Here is a 19,285-nt window from a genome sequence, read left to right on the forward strand (position 1 = left end):
CGGACGGGGCCGAGCGGCGCCCCGCGCCCGTGAGCAGCACGCCCGCGGCCCGTACCTCCCGAGCCCCCGGTTCAGCCGCCGGGCCGCACCATCAGGTCGGTCACCACCGCGTCCCTGGGCAGGTCCAGTGCCGTGAGGATGGTCGTGGCGACGGACTCCGGGTCGATCCACGCCGTGGCGTCGTAGTCCTTGCCCTCCTGCTGGTGCACCTTCGCCTGCATGGGCGAGGTGGTGCGGCCGGGGTAGACGGTGCTGACGCGGACGCCGTTCTCCTTCTCCTCGCCGCGCAGGGAGTCGGCGAGGGCCTTGAGGCCGTGCTTCGAGGCGGCGTAGGCGGCCCACTGGGGGCTCGCGGAGAGTCCGGCGCCGGAGTTGACGAAGAGGACCTGGCCGCGCGCGGTGCGCAGGTGCGGCAGGAAGAGGCGGGTCAGTTCGGCGGGGGCGAGGAGGTTGACGTCGATCTGCTGCCGCCAGGACTTGAGGGACAGCTCACCGACGGTGCCGAGGTCGACGACGCCCGCGATGTGGAGGAGCGCGTCGACCCGCTCGGGCAGGGTCTGGTGCGAGAAGGCCCAGGAGAGGCGGTCGGGTTCGGCGAGATCGCCGACGAGGGTCCGGGCGCCGGGGAAGTCGGCGGCGAATTCCTTCGCGCGGCCGGCGTCGCGGGCGAGGAGGACGAGGTCCTCGCCCCGCGCGTGGAGGCGGCGGGCCACGGCGGCCCCGATTCCGGAGCCGGCCCCGGTGATCACGTACGTACTCATAGGGCCATGATCGCACCGCCCTCTGCCACCGGCCCGGCCGCTCGCCCACCGCAGGCCAGGGCGCCCCGGCCGCCCGGCCCGCGCCGTCACGAGCGCCCGAGGTCACTCGGCCGTCGTCGTGACCCGTTCCAGGTAGTCCAGCGCCGTCTCGGGGTCCTCCGTGAAGTACATCAGCTCGTTGACGGGCACGGGCAGGAAGCCTTCCGCCTGCATGCGCTCGAACTGGCGGCGCAGTCCGTCGTAGAAGCCCTCGGTGTTGAGGATGACGACGGGCTTGCGGTGCATGCCGTGTTTCTTCATCTCCAGGACGTCGGTGACCTCGTCGAGGGTGCCGGTGCCGCCGACGAGGACGACGATCGCGTCGGAGCGGCCGAGGAGTTCGGCCTTGCGCTCGGCGAGGTCCTTCGTGACGAGCATCGTGTCGAGGCCCTTGCGCGCCTTGTGGGCGAGGAACTCGACGGAGACGCCGAGCAGTTCGCCCCCGCTCTCCGCGACACCGTCGGCGACGACCTTCATGAGCCCCGTGTCGGAGCCGCCCCAGACGAGGGTGTGGCCGCGGCGGCCGAGGAGTTCCGCGAAGGCGCGGGCGGGGCGGGTGTAGCGCTCGTCGAGGTCGGCGGCGGAGAGGAAGACGCAGATGTTCATGGACGCCACGGTACGGCGCGCGCCACGCCGTCCGGAACGTGCCCGCGCGTGCCGGGAACAGACGTGGCGCGGGGGAAGCTGAACGGAGGAAGGGCCGCCCGCGCCGCGGGCCCGGCGGCCGCCCCAGCGAAAGGACTTCGCCATGGCAGGACACACGATCACGGTCGAGCGGGGCACGGAGCACGTGCGCGCCGTGCACGGCGGCGAGCTTCTCGCCGAGAGCCGCCGCCCGCTCGTGCTGCGCGAGACGGGCTGCCCGGTGCGGTACTACCTGCCGCCCGAGGACGTGCGCACGGCGCTCCTCGTCCCCTCGGACACCTCGACGCACTGCCCGTTCAAGGGCGACGCCTCGTACTGGTCGCTCCCCGGCGCGCCCGACCTCGTCTGGGCCTACGAGGAGCCCAAGGAGCGGGTCGCGGACATCAAGGGGCACTACTGCTTCTACGAGACGGAGGTGCTGGCCGACTGAGGCGGGAGGCGGGGGCCGGGAGAACTCGCGCCTCCCGGCCCCGCCCGCGGCTCAGACGACCGCCGCGTCCGCCACCGTCGCGCCCGCCGGCTCCGGCTCGCGCGTCGTCGCGTCCGCCGGTTCCGGCTCGCGTGTCGTCGCGTCCGCCGGTTCCGGCTTGCGCGTCGTCGCGATCGTCGCCGAGCCGACGACGCGCGTCCCGTCGTAGAGGACGACGGCCTGTCCGGGCGCCACGCCCCGTACCGGCGTGTCGAACGCGACCCGCAGTTCGTCGCCCGCCAGCTCCGCGCGTACGTCGCACTCGCCGCCGTGCGCGCGGAGCTGCGCGGTGTAGCGGCCGGTGGTGAGCGGCGCGGTGCCGCACCAGCGAGGGCGTACGGCGGTGAGCGAGGCGATGTCGAGCGATTCGCGCGGGCCCACGGTCACCGTGTTGTCGACGGGCGAGATGTCGAGCACGTAGCGCGGCTTGCCGTCGGGGGCCGGGTGGCCGATGCGCAGGCCCTTGCGCTGGCCGATGGTGAAGCCGTAGGCGCCCTGGTGGGTGCCGACGCGGGTGCCGTTCTCGTCGACGATGTCGCCTTCGGCGGTGCCGAGGCGGGAGGCGAGGAAGCCCTGGGTGTCGCCGTCGGCGATGAAGCAGATGTCGTGGCTGTCGGGCTTCTTGGCGACGGCGAGGCCGCGTCGTTCGGCCTCGGCGCGGATCTCGTCCTTGGTCGTCTCGGTGTCGCCGAGCGGGAACATGGCGTGCGCGAGCTGGCGGTCGTCGAGGACGCCGAGGACGTAGGACTGGTCCTTGGCCATGTCGCTCGCGCGGTGCAGTTCGCGGGTGCCGTCGGGGTGGGTGAGGACGCGCGCGTAGTGGCCGGTGCAGACGGCGTCGAAGCCGAGGGCGAGGGCCTTGTCGAGGAGGGCCGCGAACTTGATCTTCTCGTTGCAGCGCAGGCAGGGGTTGGGGGTCCGGCCGGCCTCGTACTCCGCGACGAAGTCGTCGACGACGTCCTCGCGGAAGCGTTCGGCGAGGTCCCAGACGTAGAAGGGGATGCCGATGACGTCGGCGGCGCGGCGGGCGTCGCGCGAGTCCTCGATGGTGCAGCAGCCGCGGGCGCCGGTGCGGAAGGACTGCGGGTTGGCGGAGAGCGCGAGGTGCACTCCGGTCACGTCGTGCCCCGCCTCGGCGGCGCGGGCGGCGGCGACGGCGGAGTCGACGCCGCCGGACATCGCGGCGAGCACCTTGAGAGGGCGCGGGGAAGTCTCAGTCATAGCCCTTCCAGAGTACGTGCCGTACGGGGCGCGGTTCCCCCGGGTTTTCACGGGCCGGTCCGCCGGGTGCTCGGGCGCCTCGTCGCGCCGCTCACATGGGGAACACCGGCGGCCCCGCGACCGTTGTCAGCGGCATGGAGGGTACGTCGCATCGCGGACACGGGCCCCGCCTGCCGGACGGCGGCGGGCGGCTCGGCCGGCGTGCGCTGCTCGTCGGCGGCGCGGCGGCGGCCGTGGGCGCGGGGGTGCTGGCGCGCGACGAGCTGCGGCACCTGTGGTGGCGGGCGCCCGGGGTCGAGAAGGCGCGGGTGGAGGGCACCGTGGACCAGCCGGGCGCGGAGTGGGTGGCGGCCTCGGAGGCGAACTGGCGGCGCGCGGACCGGCCGGGCGACTACGGCGTGGACCGCGTCGTGATCCATGTGGTGCAGGGCAGCTACCCGGTGGCACTCAAGGTCTTCAAGGACCCGGCGCACGGCGCGGCGGCGCACTACGTGGTGCGCCGGGACGGTCACCTCGCACAGACGATCCGCGAGCTGGACGTCGCGTACCACGCGGGCAACAGGAGCTTCAACGAGCGCAGCGTCGGCATCGAGCACGAGGGCTGGATCGACCGCCCGCAGGACTTCACGGAGCCGATGCTGCGCGCTTCGGCACGCCTGACGGCCTCGATATGCGCCCGCTACGGCTTCCCACCGGACCGCGAGCACATCATCGGCCACGTCGAGGTCCCCGGCTCGGACCACACCGACCCGGGCCCCCACTGGCCGTGGGACACATACATGCGCCTGGTCCGCCAGGCACGCACGGAGGTGGAGGGAACGAAGGCGGCGGTACGGAGGGTCTGAGCGGGGCGGTAGGAAGCGCGGCGCTGTACAGGCGCCCTCCCCGCCCGCCGTCAGCTCAGACCCGCCGTCCGGGCGCGGGCCACCACGGGGCCGATCGCCTCGGCCAGTGCGTCGATGTCCGCTTCGGTGGTGGTGTGGCCGAGGGAGAAGCGGAGGGTGCCGCGGGCGAGGTCGGGGGCGACGCCGGTCGCGAGGAGGACGTGGCTGGGCTGGGCGATGCCGGCGGTGCACGCGGAGCCCGTCGAGCACTCGATGCCCTGCGCGTCGAGGAGCAGGAGCAGGGAGTCGCCCTCGCAGCCGGGGAAGGAGAAGTGCGCGTTGGCGGGGAGGCGGTGGACGGGGTCGCCGCCGAGCACCGCGTCGGGCACGGCGTCCCGTACCTCCTTCACGAGGCGGTCGCGCAGCGCGCCGATCTCGCGGGCGAAGTCCTCCTGGCGTGCGGCGGCGAGGCGCCCCGCGACGGCGAAGGAGGCGATCGCGGGCACGTCGAGCGTCCCGGAGCGCACGTGCCGCTCCTGGCCACCGCCGTGCAGCACGGGTACGGGGGTCAGGGCGCGGCTCAGGAGCAGTGCGCCGATGCCGTAGGGGCCGCCGATCTTGTGGCCGCTCACCGTCGCGGCGGCGAGGCCGGACGCGGCGAAGTCGAGCGGGACCTGGCCGAAGGCCTGGACCGCGTCGGCGTGCAGGGGGACGCCGTACTCGGTGGCGACGGCGGCGAGTTCGGCCACCGGCTGGATCGTGCCGATCTCGTTGTTGGCCCACATGACCGTGGCGAGCGCGACCGACTCGGGCTCGCGCGCGATCGCCTCGCGGAGCACCTCGGGGGCGACGCGCCCGTGGGCGTCGACGGGCAGGTACTCGACGCGGGCACCCTCGTGGGTGCCGAGCCAGTCGACGGCGTCGAGTACCGCGTGGTGCTCGACGGGGCTGGCGAGGACGCGGTCGCGGCGGGGGTCCTCGGCGCGGCGGGACCAGTAGAGGCCCTTGACGGCGAGGTTGTCGGCCTCGGTGCCGCCCGCCGTGAAGACGACCTCGCTGGGCCGGGCGCCGAGCGCGTCGGCGAGCGTCTCGCGGGACTCCTCGACGACGCGGCGGGCGCGGCGGCCCGAGGCGTGCAGCGAGGAGGCGTTGCCGACGGCGGTGAGCTGGGCGTTCAGCGCCTCGACGGCCTCGGGGAGCATGGGGGTCGTCGCTGCGTGGTCGAGGTAGGCCATGGTGGTCCCGATTCTACGAGCCGTACGGGGCGCCTCGGCCCGCCCCCGATGCGCCGCCGCTCACACCCGCCGCGCCCGGCCCGCCGCTCACATGCTCCACGAGAGCGTCGAGTCCGCCGCCGCGAGAGCGAAGAAGACTGCGAGGTCGGCGATCCCGAGGCCGAGGCCGAGGAGCGCCCGCCCGCGCCGCGCGGTCCCCCGCCACAGCGCGAGGCCCGCCAGGACGAGCGCGACGGGGCCGAGGACGACGTTGAGCACGAGGAGGCCGAGCAGCCCGAGCACGAAGGCCGCGACGGCCATGGCGTCGGCGTCACGCCGGGGCGCGGCATCACGCGCGGACGCGGCTTGCGCGGAGGACGCAGCTTGCGCGGAGGGCTCTGCCGGCGCGGGTTCGGTGCGCTCGGCGTGTGCGGGACGGGCGGGGTGCACGCGGTGGTGGGCTCGGCGTTCCTGATCGAGGGTCTTCATGAGGTACCTCCAGGTGGTGGCTCGACGTGCGCGGGGTCGCGGGGGCTCAGCGGCGGGCCGTCCCGTGGGTGCGGTGGCGTTCGCGTACCGCGAAGATCACGAGCCAGGCGCCGATCGCCACGCCCGCGACGAGCGAGACAGTGACCGGGACGTGGGCGACGGCGCCGAGCACGACGCCGAGCAGGAGCAGGGCCGCGACGAGGACGAGCATCCGAACCTCCTTGAGGGCCGACGGACGGAATCCGGTGAACACTTGTGATTACAAGTGTTCACTGACTGGCAGTCTACACATCCGGCGGCTTGGGAATTCCGGCGAACAGTTGTTGACTGGATGGCATGGATCACACCGACGTCCCCGCCCCCGTCGGCGCGGCAGCCGCGTCGAGCAGCCGGGCCGCGCAGAAGGAACGCACGCGGCGGGCCCTTCTGGACGCGGCCCTCGGCCTCCTCGCCGAACAGAGCCTCAGCGGCCTCGGGCTGCGCGAGGTGACGCGCGCGGCCGGGATCGCGCCGACCGCCTTCTACCGGCACTTCCGCGATATCCCGGACCTCGGCGTCGCTCTCGTCGACGAGACGCTCGGCAGCCTCCACCAGGTCGTGGGCGCGCTGCTCGCGGCCGGGTCGAGCGCCGAGGACCGCATCGCCGACGCGGTCGCCCTCATCGCGGCCCACGTGCGCGCGTACCCGGCACACGTGCGCTTCATCGCGCGCGAACGTCACGGCGGCGTGCGGGCCGTGCGGGAGGCGACGGACCGGGAGCTGCGCGGCTTCTCGTACGAGGTCGCCGCGGGGCTCGCCGCGCAGCCGGAGTCCGAGGGCTGGACCGTGCGGGACGTCCAGATGCTCGCCGAGCTGTACGTGGACCTGCTCCTGCTCACGGCGACGTCCCTCCTGGAGGCGGAGCCGGACTCGGAGGCGGAGCGCGCGGTGCTCACGGGCGCGCGGCGGAAACTGCGGGTGGTGGCACTGGGACGGCGGCACTGGCAGGACGAGGGAGCCTGACCGTACGGTCCCGCAGGCTCGCGCCCCTGGGCCGCGAGCATCCCGTGCTCTCCAGCGCCCCTTGACCTCAAGCCGACTTGAGGTCGCAGGCTCGTCCGTATGCCTCGATACTCCGAACTTCTGGTCCCCCAAGCCGGCACCGTCCTCTTCAGCGAGTGGCGTACCGGTACCGGCGAGCGCGCGCGGGCCGCGGCCGACGCGCTGCTGGACGAGTGGCGGGCGCGCCCGCCGATGCCCGGCCGCCTCGCCCAGGACGTCTACCTCGCGGCCGACGGCTCGGGCCTGCTCTTCATCGCGCAGTGGACCAGCGACGAGGAACACCTCGCGTGGGTGCGGGCCCACCGCGCGACGACGGTGAGCGGGGTGGACGCGCGCGTGCCCGGCATCGAGCGCCCCGGCCTGACCCGGACCCCGCGCGCAGCACGGTGTACGACACCGAGCGGCCCGCCGCGGTGCTCGCGCTGTCCGTGGAACCCGCCGGGAGTACCGCCCCGGCCGAACCGGCGCCGGGACTCCTCGCCGTGCACGTCCACCCGACGCGCGACGGCGACCGCGCCTTCGTCGTCAGCGAGTGGGCCGATGCCGCCGCCCACGAGGCGAGCGGCGCGGCGGGCGGGAAGGCGTTCGCGCGGTACGGCAGGTACCGCTGAGGCCGCTCAGCCCACTCAGCCCGGGACCGGGGTGTCCAGGAGCTGGGCCGCGAGTTCCTCGACGCGCTGGTGCCAGGCGGCCTGCGCGGCGGCGACGGCGGGTTCGGGGAGCGGGGGGCCGGAGTGGCTGAGGAGGAGGCGGGCGCCGTGGTCGGTGCCGGGGAGGAGTTCCCAGCGGGTGCGGCCGAGCGGGCTCCAGGCGTATTCGAGCAGGCGGGGCGGGCACAGTTCGGTGATCTCGCCCGCCGGGGTGCCGACGGTGCCGAACGCGTCGGGCGCGCGTTCGCCCCGGCGGGGGCTCGTGCCGCGCGTGAGCAGGGACCAGACCTCGTCGGCGGGGCGCACGAGCTGGCGCTCCAGGCGGATCGTGACGCTCTCGGGGCCTTCGTCGACCGTCGAGCCCGCGAGGCCGAGAAGGCCGATGTACGCCTCGTGGAGCGCGCCGTCCGCGTCGCCCGCGTGGTCCGGCTCCTCGCCGTCGAGGACCTGCGCGAGCGCGGTGAGGCACGTGTGCCAGCCCGCCGCGTAGCTCGCCGCGCCCCGGTGGTCGTCGAAGACGTGGCGCAGGCCGAGCACGCAGGGCGCGGCGTCCGCGTCGGCGGCGCCCGCGGCGCGGTCGGGGCGCAGGGACCAGTGCAGTTCGTGCTCGGCCCACGTGTAGCCCAGTGCCCAGGGCGCCACGGCGCGCAGCACCTCGCCGCCGCCGGGCGCCGTGCCGGGGAGGCGGAAGCGGACGGGGCTCGCCGCCTGGGGGCTCAGGTCGACCTCGGCGGGCATCCAGCGGGCGGTGAGGGCGGCCTCGGTGAGGGCGGCCCAGACGCGGCGCGCGGGGTGCGGGAGGCGGCGGCGCAGACTCAGGACCGATCTGCCGTGTTCGTCGCGCGTGAGGGTGTCGGCACGCGGCTGCATACGGGCTCCCGGGGCCGGTGGCGTCGTCTGCGAGGGACCGTTTCCGGCCGCTCGCAGACGACGCTACGAGAGCCCGGGGCGGGGCGCGCGGGGGGCCCGTCCGTACGGGGACGAGAGCGGCCCGCTCCTCGTGCGGACGGGTCTCAGCGCGGCTGGACGACCCGGGCGAGCTGGCGGGACTGGGCCACCAGGCGGTCGGCCGAGTCCCAGACCTCCGCGTCCTCCTCCAGGAAGCCGTGGGCCAGGTTGCGGGTGGTGATGGCGACGCGGAGGGGGCCCGGGGCGGGGCGGTGCCGGACGTGGACGGTGAGTTCCACGGTGGGCATCCAGCCCATGAGGCCGAGGTCGAAGGCGGTGGGCGGCAGCGCGTCGACGGCGAGCAGGAGGGAGAGCGGGTCGGCGTCGCGGCCGTCGGCGAGGCCGAACCAGGCGCGCGTCTCGCCCTTGCCGGAGGGCTGCCCGACCGCCCAGCCGATCGTGGCGGGGTCGAGCTTGAGAAGCAGCCGCTCGGTGATGGCGTTCGAGCCGGGTATGACCTTGCCGTCGGGGGCGTCATCGCTGCCGAGACACTGCTCGACGGGCGGCAGCGCGGGGGGCTTCGCGCTGGTGCGCACCTCCGGGTCGAGGGTGTCGAGGTTCCCGTACGAGGCGAGGACGCGCAGCCGCTCGACGGGGGCGCCCTGCGCGTCGTACTGCACGAGCGAGGCCGCTCCGGTGGAGAGGGTGCGGCCGGTGCGGATCGTCTCGGTGCGGATCTCGGCGGGGCCGGGGCGCGAGGCGGTCAGGTAGTGCGCCGTGATCGAGAAGGGGTCACTGTGCGGAAGTTCCTCGGCGAGCGCGCGCCCGGCGAGGGCGAGGAGATAGCCGCCGTTGACGGCGTTGATGATGGTCCAGCCCTCGGAGAGGGTGGCGTCGAAGACGCCGGGACCGCGCCGGCTCACGGCCGTGTCGCGGTCGAACTCGCTGTTCCCGATGCTCGCCGGGGCGGTTGCCTGTGCCATGGTCAGAGCCTACGCCAGGGGGCTACTGAGCGGTAGCTTTCTGTGGTACGGGGGAGGGTGGCGCCGCTCACGCGGGCTCACTCCTCGACCTCGACGGCGGCGCTGCGCCGGTTCCAGGCGCGGGGCGCGCGCCAGTCGTAGCGCAGCGCGAGTATCCGTAGGGCGAAGGCGGTGAGGATCGCGCCCGCCGTGGAGAGGGCGTTGAGGACGTCGAAGCGGATGCACAGCGCCGTGATCGCCGCGCCCGCCATCGCGGGGACGGCGTAGAGCGAGCGGTCCCAGCGCAGCAGCGAGGGCACGTCGTTGGCGAGGATGTCGCGCAGCAGGCCGCCGCCGACCGCCGTCGCGAGGCCGAGCACGGCCGAGGAGACGTAGCCGAGCCCGTAGCTGTACGCCTTGATCGTGCCCGTCGCGCAGAAGAGGCCGAGCCCGGCCGCGTCGAAGAGCGCGATGCCCCAGTTGATCCGTTCCACGTGCGGGTGGAGGAAGAAGACCAGGAGCGAGGCGAGGAGTGGCATCCCGAAGTAGCCGAGGTCCTGGAAGGCGGCGGGCGGAACAGCGCCGATGACGAGATCACGCAGCACCCCGCCGCCGACCGCGGTCACCTCCGCGAGGACGACGATGCCGAAGACGTCGAAGTTCTTGCGGACGGCGAGGAGCGCCCCCGAGATGGCGAAGACGAAGATGCCGACGAGGTCGAGGACGTGCTGCACGCCCGGCGAGAAGAGTTCATGGACCACCCGGGACATTGTGCCGGGTGGTCCACGGCTCACTTCTTTTCCGGACCGGCCTCGTCACGAGCGGGGGCGTCGAGCCCGTCCTCGGGCGCGACGTCGGGCTTGTCGTCAGGCGCGGTGTCGGGCTCGGCGTCGGCCGCGGGTGCGGCGTCGCCCTTGTCCTCCGCGGGCTCCGGCGCGGGGACGGCTGCCTCCGGCTTCGTCTCCGGAGCGGCGTCCGGCTCCGGCTTCGTGTCCGGAGCCACCTTCGCCTCCGGAGCCGCCTCCGCCTCCGCCGCCGGAACCGCCTCCTCCGCCTTCGTCCCGCTCAGCGTCACCGTCCCGCCCGGCTTCACCAGTGGCGCGTCGCCGGGGAGTTGGTCGGGGCCGTGCTCGGGGTGGTGGCAGGCGACCTTCTGGCCCGTACCGAGCTGGATGAGCGGGGGCTCGATGGTCGCGCAGGAGGCCGTGGCCTTCCAGCAGCGGGTGTGGAAGCGGCAGCCGGGGGGCGGGGCGATCGGCGAGGGCACGTCGCCGTGCAGGAGCCGCCGGTTGCCGTGCCCCTTGCGGCGCGGGTCGGGGACCGGCACCGCGGACAGGAGCGCCGAGGTGTACGGGTGGCCGGGCGTCGAGTAGAGCGTCTTGCGGTCGGCCAGCTCCACGATCTTGCCGAGGTACATGACCGCGATCCGGTCCGAGACGTGCCGGATGACCGAGAGGTCGTGCGCGATGATCACGTACGTGAGGCCCAGCTCGTCCTGGAGGTCGTCGAGGAGGTTGACGACCTGCGCCTGGATCGAGACGTCGAGCGCGGAGACCGGCTCGTCGGCCACGACGAGCTTCGGCTTGAGCGCGAGCGCGCGGGCGATGCCGATGCGCTGGCGCTGGCCGCCGGAGAACTCGTGCGGGTAGCGGTTGTAGTGCTCGGGGTTGAGCCCGACGCGTTCGAGGAGGCCCTGCACCTCGGCCTTGACCCCGCCCTCGGGCTTGACGCCCTGGAGCCGGAAGGGCGCCCCGACGATCGTGCCGATCGTGTGCCGGGGATTGAGCGAGGAGTACGGGTCCTGGAAGATCATCTGCACGTCGCGGCGCATCTTGCGCATGGCGCCGGTCGACAGGTGCGTGATGTCCCTGCCCTCGAACTCGACGCTGCCCGCGGTGGGTTCGAGGAGCCGTGTGATGAGCCGGCCCATCGTGGACTTGCCGCAGCCGGATTCGCCGACGACGCCGAGGGTCTCGCCCGCGCGCACCTCGAAGGAGAGGCCGTCGACGGCCTGGACGGCGCCGACCTGCCGCTTGAAGAGGCCCTTGCGGATGGGGAAGTGCTTCTGGAGGCCCTCGACGCGCAGCAGGGTGTCTCCCTGGGCTGCCGGGGTCTCCGGGGCGGCCGGGGTCTCCTGGACGGCGCTGGGTGCGGTGCTCTGCGCGGGGATCGCCGCGTCCTTGGGGTCGTCGCTCACAGCTTCGGCGCAATCTCTTCGGTCCAGATCCGCTCGCGCTGCTCCTTGCTGAGGTGGCAGGCGGCCCAGTGGGCGTCGCCGACCTGGGCCAGCTCGGGCCGTACGGTGCGGGTCAGGTTGTCCTTGGGGAGGTCCGCGTACGGGCAGCGCGGGTTGAAGGCGCAGCCGTCGGGGATGTTGATGAGCGAGGGCGGGGAGCCCTTCACGGGAATGAGCCGCTCGGTCTCCTCGCGGTCGATGCGCGGCATCGAGCCGAGCAGGCCCCACGTGTACGGGTGGCGGGGCGCGTAGAAGACCTCGTCCACGGGCCCGCGCTCGACGCAGCGGCCGCCGTACATGACCAGGATGTCGTCGGAGAGTTCGGCGACGACGCCGAGGTCGTGCGTGATGATGATGACCGCGGAGCCGAACTCCTTCTGGAGGTCGCGGATGAGGTCGAGGATCTGGGCCTGGACCGTCACGTCGAGCGCGGTGGTCGGCTCGTCGGCGATGAGGAGTTCGGGGTTGTTGACGAGCGCCATGGCGATCATGACGCGCTGGCGCATGCCGCCGGAGAACTCGTGCGCGTAGGAGTCGACGCGTTTGTCGGGCTGCGGGATGCCGACGCGGTCGAGCATCTCGACGGCACGCTTGCGCGCGGTCTTCTTGTCCACGTCGTGGTGGATGCGGTACGCCTCGATGATCTGCTTGCCGACCGTGTAGTACGGGTGCAGCGAGGACAGCGGGTCCTGGAAGATCATCGCCATGTCGCGGCCGCGCAGGGCCCGGACCCGGTCGGGGTCGGCGGTGAGCAGTTCCTCGCCGTCGAGCCAGATCTCGCCGGAGATACGAGGCTTGCGCTTGCCGTACTGGCCGGTGGTGTGCAGGCCCATGATGCCGAGCGAGGTGACGGACTTGCCGGAGCCGGACTCGCCGACGATGCCGAGCGTCTTGCCCTTCTCCAGCGTGAAGCTGAGGCCGTCGACGGATTTGACGAGGCCGTCGTCGGTGGGGAACTGGACGCGCAGGTCGCGGACTTCGAGGAAGGCGCGGGGCGCGGTGCCGCTCTGCGCGGCAGTGACCTCGCCGGTGCCGGTCTTCGCGGCGCTCGTCGTGGCCGTACTCGTCGTGGCGGTACTGGTCTTGGCGGCGCCGGTCTTCTCGGCGCTCGTCTTCGTGGTGCCGGGCTTCGCGGGGCCGTTGTCCGTGGGGCCGGCGGGCTGGGTCGTCATGCGAGCCTCACTCGGGGGTCGATCGCGGCGTACAGGAGATCCACCAGGAGGTTGGCGAGGATGACGGCGAGCGAGGTGATGAGGACGACGCCGGTGATGACCGGGAGGTCGCGCTCGTTGATCGCCTTGAGCACGGCCTGGCCGAGGCCGGGGAGGCTGTAGGTGGTCTCGGTGAGGATCGCGCCACCGATCATGGCGCCGAGGTCCATGCCGAGCATGGTGAGGATCGGGGTCATCGTGGAGCGCATCGCGTGCTTGCCGATGACCTTGGTCTCGGTGAGGCCCTTGGCCCGCGCGGTGCGGATGTAGTCCTCGCCGAGCACGTCGAGCATGGTGGCCCGCGTTATTCGGGCGTACATCGCCGCGTAGAGGAAGGCGAGGGTGACCCAGGGCAGGATCAGGCCGCTGGCCCAGCCCGTGACGCTCTCCTCGATGGGGACGTACTTGGGATCGAACCAGCCGAGGCCGAAGTGGAAGATCGCGGCGGCGAGCATGCCGGTGAAGTAGATGGGCAGCGAGACGCCGGAGAGGGCGACGAGCATCGCGCCGCGGTCCCAGACCGAGCCGCGCTTGAGCGCCGAGAGGACACCGGCGGCGACGCCGAAGACGACCCACAGCACGGCCGCGCCGACGGCGAGGGAGACCGTGACGGGGAGCCGGTCGGTGAGCTGCGGCCAGATGGCCTGCTCACTGCGGAAGGAGTAGCCGAAGCACGGGGCCGCGCAGTGCGTCACCTCGCCGCCACCGGAGTAGGTGCGGCCGGCGACGATGCCTTTGAAGAAGTCCCAGATCTGGACGAAGATCGGCTGGTCGAGTTGCAGCTTCTCCCGGACGGCGTCGAGCGCCGCCTGGTCGGACTGCTTGCCCACGTACATCGTCGCGGGGTCGACTCCGGTCCACTTCGGTATGAGGAAGAAGATGCCGAAGACCACCAACATGATGACCACCAGCATCACGACGACGGCGAACAGCCGCCTGATGAGGTATGCGAGCACTGCTTCCGGCCAGGGCGCGGGCCGCGGGCCACCGGGAGGTCGTCCCGGTGGCCCGCCGTCACGCCGTCGTGGCCTTCACCTGCCTTTCGTGCAGTACGGCGGGTGTGCCGACGGTCGTGGTGTTACTTGACGCCCAGGTTGACGAAGTCGTACATGCCGGAGTAGCCGTCCGTGCTGTAGACGTTGGCCAGGCGAGAGGAGCGGAAGTTGATGAACTTCTCGAAGACGAACGGGAGGTAGTAGCCGCCCTCCATCACCTTGTGGTTGATGTCGGTGGCGAGCTGTTCCTTCTTCGTCTTGTCCAGCTCGTTGTTGAACTTGTCGAAGTCGCCGTTGATCGCCTTGTCGTCGATCAGGGCGTAGTTGTTGTTGCCGTTGTCCAGCGTGAAGCGCGAGTCCCACAGCGGCTGGCCGTAGCCCTGGACCGACGGGAAGTCGGGGCCCCAGCCCATGATGATGATGCCGTAGTTCTTCGACTTGACGACCTTCGGGTTACCGATGATGCCCGCGGTCTGCGCGCCGTCGTACTGGTCGATGTCGGCCTGGATGCCGATCTTCTTCAGCGAGGCCTGGAGCGAGGTGGCGGTGGCGACCTCGACCGGCTTGTTGTTGCGCACCGCGATGGTGGTCTTGAAGCCGCTCGGCTTGCCGCAGGCCTTCAGCTCGGACTTGGCCTTGGCGGTGTTCGGCGCGCCGTCGTTGGCGGCCATGCCGTACGGGTCGTACTTCTGGCCCTCGGAGCCGGGCACGGACGGCGGCAGCATGTTCGTGCCGATGTCGCCACCGGCCTGCGGGCCGCCACGCGCCGTCTGGAGCGACTTGTGGTCGGCGCCGTAGAGGACCGCCTTGCGGCAGTGGATGTTGTCGAAGGGCTTCACGCTCTGCGGGAAGACCGCGTAACGGATGTAGCCCGAGACGGGGTTGTCGATGTTGTCCTTGTGCTCCTTGAGGGCCTTGGTGCGGCCCTGCGGGGAGAGACCCGTCTGGTTCAGGTCGAGGTCGAACTCACCGTTGAGCAGACGGTTGTCCATGTCGTCCGCGTTGGTGAAGAACGTGATCGTGATCTTGTCCGGGAGCGCCTTGCGGACCGGGTCCGAAGCCTGCTTCCACTCGGTGTTGCGCACCAGGGTCAGCGACTTGGCGGGCTTGTACGACTGGAACTTGTACGGGCCCGAGGAGAAGGGGTGCAGACCGTACTTGGACTTGGTGTCCTTGTCCTTGCGCACCGGCGAGGACGACGTCATCGCGAGCATTTCCTCGAAGTCGGAGTTCCGCTTCGGGAGCTTGAAGACGATGGTCTGGTCGTCCGGCGTCTGGATGGCCTTCAGGCCCTCCTTGGACGTGTCCTTGTACGGGCCCTTGTACTTGCCGTCCGGGTCGAGCACGTTCTTGAGGTAGACCGGGCCGCCGGAGAGCACGTCCTGCGCCCACTGGCGCTCGATGCCGTACTTGACGTCCTGCGACGTGATCGGCTTGCCGTCCTCCCACGTGACACCCTCGCGCAGGTGGTACGTGTAGGTCTTGCCGTCCGAGGAGATCTCGGCCTTGTCCTTGGCCAGGTCGGGGACCACCTCGGCGCCCTTGGCGCCCGGCTCGGCCGCGTTGGTCACGAGCTGACGGCTGTAGTAGCGCATGAAGTTCCACGCCATGCCGTAGTAACCACGCGTGGTGTCCCAGGAGTCGGCGTCCTGCACGGACGCGAACTTGAGGGTGCCGCCCTTCTTGGCCGACGCGTTGGCGACCTTGTTGTTGGCGGCGTCGAAGCCGGCCGCCTTGGCACCGCCACCGCCACCGCTGCCGTTGCCGTCGTCGGAGTCGCCTCCGCCGCAGGCGGCGACGGACAGCAGCGCCGCGATCGCCGCGGTCGCCGCGAGGGCCTGCTTGCGCCGCCCGGTCGAGTGGGTCTTCACGATCTGGGTTCCTCCATGTCGTTGACGTCCCGCGGGCGCGGGAGCCGTCGTGGGTTGGGCGATTAGCGGGAGCCCCGGGGGTCCAGCGCGTCCCGCACGCCGTCGCCGAGGAGATTGAAGGAGAGGACGGTCACGAAGATCGCCACACCGGGCACGACCATGTACATCGGGTCGGTCTCGTAGTAGCTGAGCGCGCTGGAGAGCATCTGCCCCCAGGAGGACGACGGCGGCTTCACGCCGACCCCGAGGAAGCTCAGCGCGGCTTCGTTGAGGATGTTCGTGGGGATCATCATCGTCGTGTAGACGATGATCGGCGCCACGAGATTGGGCATCAGTTCCTTGAAGATGATGTGGCTCTTGCCCGCGCCGAGACTCGTCGCGGCCTCGACGTACTCCCGCTCGCGCAGGCTCAGCGTCTGGGCGCGCACGACGCGGCCGACGTTGGGCCAGCCGAAGAAGCCGATGACGAGGATCATCACGAAGACGCGGACGCTCGTACCGGACATCCCCAGCATGTCGTTGGGCATGACCGAGACCAGCGCGATGATGAAGAGGAGCTGCGGGAACGAGAGCAGCGCGTCCATCACGCGGCTGATGAGCGCGTCGACCCAGCCGCCGAAGTAGCCGGCGAGGACACCGAGGACGGTGCCGAGGGCGACGGCGACGAGGGCCGAGAGGAAGCCGACGAGGAGCGAGATGCGCGCGCCGTAGAGGATGCGCGCGAAGATGTCCCGCCCGTTGACCGGTTCGACGCCGAGCCAGTGGTCGCCGCTCGCGCCACCGAGGGACCCCTTGGGGGTCGAGAACAGCGGGTCGATGAGGCTCTCGTGGTACGAGTCCGGGTCCTGGCCGTACAGGTGCGCGATGAGCGGCGCGAAGATGGCCACGAGGACCAGCACGGCGACGATCACCCCGCCGCCCAGGGCGAGTTTGTCGCGCTTGAGGCGCTCCCAGGCGATTCTGCCCAGGGAGCGGCCCTGCACTTTCTCCTTCGGCATGCCGGCCTTGAGATCGGCCGCCGAGGGTGCCATCTCCGCCGGCTCATGCAGTGGTGCCGTCATCGTGCCAGCGACCCCTCTCAACCGGCGGTGGCCGGCCCACACTTGCCGCCCGAAGCGGCCTGTCGAACTGTCGTACGCGGGAACGATCCGTCCCTGAGCACGGAAGTCTTCATCCCGCCTGCACACGGCGGCCAGACCCTCCGGCCAAAGGTTGCGCAACCGTGATCCGTATTCGGTTTCACCGTTATCCGCGAAGCGGTCAACGCAACCCGAACAGAGGGGAGTTACTTCGTTCGATGATGGCAAAGCGCGCCGATGCACCACCTGCGTCAATGTCGGATATCGCCACGGAATAACCCCAGCCCACCCTTGAACTCGTCCACATGGTGGACGAGTTGGGAATGGCGTCCGCCAACTGAGCAAGCCAATGGCTGCACATGGGGATAGAGGGGGGCATGGGGGCGCAGGAGGGTGCGGGTGGGGGCAGGAAGGCGCAAGGGGGTGCAGGAGTGGTGCGGCCGGGGCAGAGGCGGGCATTAGCACCCCGGGGGCGCTTTCGGGGACGGGCTGTGGATAAACGGCCGTTACGCGAAAACGCCTCACTCGGAGGAGTGAGGCGTTTTATGGGAAGTGCGGAGTTGTCCACAGATTTCGGTGGTGGGGGCGGTGGGGGGTGGGGGGTTTGGGAGGATGGTATTGGGGTCGCCCCCCGGGAGGGAGGGGGCTGTCTCGGGCCCTGTCCGCGCACCCTCACCCCCGCGGCCCCGCACCCGCCCGAGGGGAGCCGCCCACCCACCCCTCAGCCCTGCGGTCCCGCATACGGCGGCGGATACCCGTACCCCTGCCCCGGACCCAGCCCCGCCCCCTGCCCGCCAGGCACCTGCCCCGGGATCTGCCCCGCCCCCTGCCCCGCCCCCGCCCCCGGTGCGTGCGCCTCGCGCGTGTAGAACGGCCGGGTCCGCTCGCGCAGCCACTGCGCGAGCGGATCGTGCGGGTCCATGAGCGAGACCGCCATGACCGTGAGGTCCTCCGGGAGGGCGGTCGAGGAGAGGCGGAGCATCGTGTGCGCGGCCTCGACGGACTGCGGGCCCTCCTCGTAGAGGTCGAGGCCGATGGCGAGGCACGGCAGTCCCGCGGTCGGCTGGACCCAGGCACGGTGCAGGCCGCGGACGACGCTCGTGCGGTGCGCCTGCTGCGTGAGGAGCGCGTAGAACTGGGGCAGTTCGATGGTCGGTTCGGCGAGCCGCAGGGGTCCGGCCGGCTGCGTCGCCGGACCGAGCGCGACGCGGCGCAGATCGGCCCACGGGATGCCGATGCCGCCCCCGGGCGCGTGCGGGTTGAGCCACAGGCCGCGGCGGGACGGGTAGAGCGCGCCCGCCACCGCCTCGCCCCGCTCCAGGACCTGCGCGCGGCTCCAGCCGCTGGCCGCGAGTTCGCCGGGCGAGGTGACGCAGGGCGCGTACGCGTGCCCGGCCACCTCCATGGAGCCGTACCGCGCCTCGGGCGAGCCCGGGGTGCCGGAGAAGAGCAGCATGTGGACGCTGCTCGTGGCGAGGGCGTGCAACAGCGCCTCGTAGGAGTCGAAGCGGCCGGGTACGACCTGCCGCAACGCCTCTTCGAGGTACTCCCCCGTCCCCGGCCGCGTGCGGCCCGGGATCTCGCCCCCGGCCGCCGTGCCCGACGCACTCACCTGTGACCGCCCCTTCGTCGTGAATCGACCGCCCCACCGTACTGGCCCCTGTCCCGGAGCGCAGGGGCGCGCCGCGCGCGACCTCCGGTCCAACCGCGCACGACCTCCCATCCAACCAGTTCGGCGCGCGCACCGGTCCCGGCGCGGGCGCCGCCGGTTCAGTACCCCGCGGCGGCGTGGAAGGGGCGCACCCGGGCGCGCAGCCAGTCGGCGACCGGGTCCTGGGCGACGTCGAGGAGGATCAGGTTGACCGGCCAGGCGACAGGGGCGCGGCCGAGCGCGCGGCCGAGCGCGTCGAGCACCGCCTCGCCGCCCGCCGGGTCGCTCAGCTCGACCCCGACGAAGAGGGAGGGCGGCTGGTCCTCGACCTCCGCGAGGCAGCGGCGCGCGGTGCGTACGAGGCCGGTCACGGCGAACTCCTCGGCGGCGGCGCTCAGGAAGTCCACCGGGTCCACCTGCCAGTCCGGTTCGCGCAGCCGCACCCGGCCGCCGCTGCCGGGCCCGTCGAGCACCGTGCGTCCGGCGCGGCACAGTTCGGCGACGGCGGGCGGGGGCAGGGGCACGGTGACGGTGCCCTCGGGGTTGAGGAGGATGCCGAGCTGGGCGGGCAGTCCGCGCGCGAAGTCGATCGCGGCGACCTCGGCGAAGGGCGTGTACGTGCCCATGACGCCGAGGAGTTGCTGCTGCGAGCTGAAGACCGGCACGTACGCCTGTCCGTCCAGTTCGACGGCGGGAAGGTCGAGCGCCATGCTCTCGGGGCCGCCGCCCTTGGGCAGCGGCACCCATATCGTGGCGCGCCCGAGCGTCTCGACGATGCGCCCGCCGGCGCCCGGCACGCCGAGCGAGGCGACGAGCACCTGCTCCAGCTCGTTGCCCGGCCATCCGCCGTACGGCGCGCTCTCGGCCGTCGTCTGCGCCGGAACGTTCATGCGCTTCCCACCCTGAGCCCGCGGGCGCCTGACCCGCTGTCGTTCACGGCCGCCGCTGTGCGCGGGGCCGCTGTCGTTCGCTGCTTGCGGGCGCACTGTAGCGCGCGGCGCCGACAGGCGGCCCGGTCCCGGTCCGCCGCGATGCCGGC

20 protein-coding genes are annotated in these 19,285 nt (G+C 72.2%); 4 read left to right on the forward strand and 16 right to left on the reverse strand.

What is annotated here, in order from left to right; all coding sequences use genetic code 11:
- Positions 1-71: 71 nt before the first annotated feature.
- Together G3I42_RS11680 and G3I42_RS11685 are read right to left on the reverse strand one after the other, a co-directional pair.
- Positions 72-761, reverse strand: a complete 690-nt coding sequence (locus G3I42_RS11680; protein ID WP_164285146.1) for an SDR family oxidoreductase — start codon at positions 759-761, stop codon at positions 72-74.
- Between the two features lie 102 nt (positions 762-863).
- Positions 864-1,406 (reverse strand): TIGR00730 family Rossman fold protein, encoded by a 543-nt coding sequence (locus tag G3I42_RS11685; protein WP_164285148.1) that lies wholly within the window; start codon positions 1,404-1,406, stop codon positions 864-866.
- Positions 1,407-1,548: 142 nt separating this feature from the next.
- Between G3I42_RS11685 and G3I42_RS11690 the strand changes: the two genes are divergently transcribed.
- Positions 1,549-1,875 (forward strand): DUF427 domain-containing protein, encoded by a 327-nt coding sequence (locus tag G3I42_RS11690; RefSeq protein WP_164285150.1) that lies wholly within the window; start codon positions 1,549-1,551, stop codon positions 1,873-1,875.
- Between the two features lie 51 nt (positions 1,876-1,926).
- On the opposite strand, the gene mnmA is transcribed toward G3I42_RS11690, so the two are convergent.
- Positions 1,927-3,135 carry a tRNA 2-thiouridine(34) synthase MnmA gene (mnmA, locus tag G3I42_RS11695; protein WP_239096402.1) on the reverse strand — a complete coding sequence of 403 codons (1,209 nt, stop codon included), beginning with the start codon at positions 3,133-3,135 and terminating at the stop codon, positions 1,927-1,929.
- A gap of 134 nt (positions 3,136-3,269) precedes the next feature.
- Between mnmA and G3I42_RS11700 the strand changes: the two genes are divergently transcribed.
- Positions 3,270-3,980 (forward strand): N-acetylmuramoyl-L-alanine amidase, encoded by a 711-nt coding sequence (locus tag G3I42_RS11700; RefSeq protein WP_164285152.1) that lies wholly within the window; start codon positions 3,270-3,272, stop codon positions 3,978-3,980.
- 50 nt (positions 3,981-4,030) lie between these two features.
- Here G3I42_RS11700 and G3I42_RS11705 read toward each other — a convergent pair whose 3' ends face one another.
- The 3 genes from G3I42_RS11705 to G3I42_RS36935 form a co-directional block, all read right to left on the reverse strand.
- Complete coding sequence (locus G3I42_RS11705) at positions 4,031-5,194, reverse strand: cysteine desulfurase family protein (protein WP_164285154.1); 1,164 nt, start codon at positions 5,192-5,194, stop codon at positions 4,031-4,033.
- 87 nt (positions 5,195-5,281) lie between these two features.
- Positions 5,282-5,494, reverse strand: coding sequence for a DUF4190 domain-containing protein (locus G3I42_RS11710; RefSeq protein ID WP_164285178.1), 213 nt, complete (start codon positions 5,492-5,494; stop codon positions 5,282-5,284).
- Between the two features lie 214 nt (positions 5,495-5,708).
- Positions 5,709-5,873 (reverse strand): hypothetical protein, encoded by a 165-nt coding sequence (locus G3I42_RS36935; protein ID WP_203606667.1) that lies wholly within the window; start codon positions 5,871-5,873, stop codon positions 5,709-5,711.
- 125 nt (positions 5,874-5,998) lie between these two features.
- Here G3I42_RS36935 and G3I42_RS11715 point away from each other — a divergent pair, with 125 nt between their 5' ends.
- A complete protein-coding gene (locus G3I42_RS11715; RefSeq protein ID WP_164285155.1) occupies positions 5,999-6,664 on the forward strand; it encodes a TetR family transcriptional regulator in 666 nt (221 codons plus the stop codon).
- Between the two features lie 425 nt (positions 6,665-7,089).
- Entirely contained in the window at positions 7,090-7,314 is a 225-nt protein-coding gene (locus G3I42_RS11720) for an antibiotic biosynthesis monooxygenase (protein ID WP_164285157.1), read from the forward strand.
- 15 nt (positions 7,315-7,329) lie between these two features.
- Here the strand turns inward: G3I42_RS11720 and G3I42_RS11725 are convergent, their stop codons facing one another.
- The 10 genes from G3I42_RS11725 to G3I42_RS11770 all read right to left on the reverse strand — a co-directional run bounded on the left by G3I42_RS11725 (position 7,330) and on the right by G3I42_RS11770 (position 19,136).
- Positions 7,330-8,223 carry an SRPBCC domain-containing protein gene (locus G3I42_RS11725; protein ID WP_164285159.1) on the reverse strand — a complete coding sequence of 298 codons (894 nt, stop codon included), beginning with the start codon at positions 8,221-8,223 and terminating at the stop codon, positions 7,330-7,332.
- Between the two features lie 143 nt (positions 8,224-8,366).
- Positions 8,367-9,224, reverse strand: coding sequence for a thioesterase family protein (locus G3I42_RS11730; RefSeq protein ID WP_164285161.1), 858 nt, complete (start codon positions 9,222-9,224; stop codon positions 8,367-8,369).
- Positions 9,225-9,301: 77 nt separating this feature from the next.
- Positions 9,302-9,964 (reverse strand): trimeric intracellular cation channel family protein, encoded by a 663-nt coding sequence (locus G3I42_RS11735; protein ID WP_164285163.1) that lies wholly within the window; start codon positions 9,962-9,964, stop codon positions 9,302-9,304.
- A gap of 29 nt (positions 9,965-9,993) precedes the next feature.
- Positions 9,994-11,400, reverse strand: a complete 1,407-nt coding sequence (locus G3I42_RS11740) for a dipeptide ABC transporter ATP-binding protein (RefSeq protein WP_164285165.1) — start codon at positions 11,398-11,400, stop codon at positions 9,994-9,996.
- Positions 11,397-12,611 (reverse strand): ABC transporter ATP-binding protein, encoded by a 1,215-nt coding sequence (locus tag G3I42_RS11745; RefSeq protein ID WP_164285168.1) that lies wholly within the window; start codon positions 12,609-12,611, stop codon positions 11,397-11,399. The genes G3I42_RS11740 and G3I42_RS11745 overlap by 4 nt, the downstream gene beginning before the upstream one ends.
- Positions 12,608-13,606, reverse strand: coding sequence for an ABC transporter permease (locus tag G3I42_RS11750; protein ID WP_007821840.1), 999 nt, complete (start codon positions 13,604-13,606; stop codon positions 12,608-12,610). Before G3I42_RS11750 ends, G3I42_RS11745 begins: the two co-directional genes overlap by 4 nt.
- A 122-nt stretch (positions 13,607-13,728) precedes the next feature.
- A complete protein-coding gene (locus tag G3I42_RS11755; protein ID WP_164285170.1) occupies positions 13,729-15,516 on the reverse strand; it encodes an ABC transporter substrate-binding protein in 1,788 nt (595 codons plus the stop codon).
- Positions 15,517-15,578: 62 nt separating this feature from the next.
- Complete coding sequence (locus tag G3I42_RS11760) at positions 15,579-16,577, reverse strand: ABC transporter permease (protein ID WP_164285172.1); 999 nt, start codon at positions 16,575-16,577, stop codon at positions 15,579-15,581.
- A 739-nt stretch (positions 16,578-17,316) separates the two neighbouring features.
- On the reverse strand, positions 17,317-18,207 hold the full coding sequence (locus G3I42_RS11765; protein WP_164285174.1) for an enhanced serine sensitivity protein SseB C-terminal domain-containing protein: 891 nt from the start codon (positions 18,205-18,207) through the stop codon (positions 17,317-17,319).
- Between the two features lie 158 nt (positions 18,208-18,365).
- Positions 18,366-19,136, reverse strand: coding sequence for an enhanced serine sensitivity protein SseB (locus G3I42_RS11770; RefSeq protein WP_164285176.1), 771 nt, complete (start codon positions 19,134-19,136; stop codon positions 18,366-18,368).
- Positions 19,137-19,285 lie beyond the last annotated feature (149 nt).

This window comes from Streptomyces sp. SID11385 (assembly GCF_010548245.1).
GTDB lineage: Bacteria > Actinomycetota > Actinomycetes > Streptomycetales > Streptomycetaceae > Streptomyces.

Excerpts from the sequence above, each read along its gene's own strand:
- G3I42_RS11770 (WP_164285176.1), bottom strand. The coding sequence starts at position 19,136 with ATGAACGTTCCGGCGCAGACGACGGCCGAGAGCGCGCCGTACGGCGGA.
- G3I42_RS11730 (WP_164285161.1), bottom strand. The coding sequence starts at position 9,224 with ATGGCACAGGCAACCGCCCCGGCGAGCATCGGGAACAGCGAGTTCGAC.
- G3I42_RS11745 (WP_164285168.1), bottom strand. The coding sequence starts at position 12,611 with ATGACGACCCAGCCCGCCGGCCCCACGGACAACGGCCCCGCGAAGCCC.
- G3I42_RS11715 (WP_164285155.1), top strand. The coding sequence starts at position 5,999 with ATGGATCACACCGACGTCCCCGCCCCCGTCGGCGCGGCAGCCGCGTCG.
- G3I42_RS11710 (WP_164285178.1), bottom strand. The coding sequence starts at position 5,494 with ATGGCCGTCGCGGCCTTCGTGCTCGGGCTGCTCGGCCTCCTCGTGCTC.
- mnmA (WP_239096402.1), bottom strand. The coding sequence starts at position 3,135 with ATGACTGAGACTTCCCCGCGCCCTCTCAAGGTGCTCGCCGCGATGTCC.
- G3I42_RS11685 (WP_164285148.1), bottom strand. The coding sequence starts at position 1,406 with ATGAACATCTGCGTCTTCCTCTCCGCCGCCGACCTCGACGAGCGCTAC.
- G3I42_RS11705 (WP_164285154.1), bottom strand. The coding sequence starts at position 5,194 with ATGGCCTACCTCGACCACGCAGCGACGACCCCCATGCTCCCCGAGGCC.
- G3I42_RS11760 (WP_164285172.1), bottom strand. The coding sequence starts at position 16,577 with ATGACGGCACCACTGCATGAGCCGGCGGAGATGGCACCCTCGGCGGCC.
- G3I42_RS11690 (WP_164285150.1), top strand. The coding sequence starts at position 1,549 with ATGGCAGGACACACGATCACGGTCGAGCGGGGCACGGAGCACGTGCGC.
- G3I42_RS11725 (WP_164285159.1), bottom strand. The coding sequence starts at position 8,223 with ATGCAGCCGCGTGCCGACACCCTCACGCGCGACGAACACGGCAGATCG.
- G3I42_RS11680 (WP_164285146.1), bottom strand. The coding sequence starts at position 761 with ATGAGTACGTACGTGATCACCGGGGCCGGCTCCGGAATCGGGGCCGCC.
- G3I42_RS11700 (WP_164285152.1), top strand. The coding sequence starts at position 3,270 with ATGGAGGGTACGTCGCATCGCGGACACGGGCCCCGCCTGCCGGACGGC.
- G3I42_RS36935 (WP_203606667.1), bottom strand. The coding sequence starts at position 5,873 with ATGCTCGTCCTCGTCGCGGCCCTGCTCCTGCTCGGCGTCGTGCTCGGC.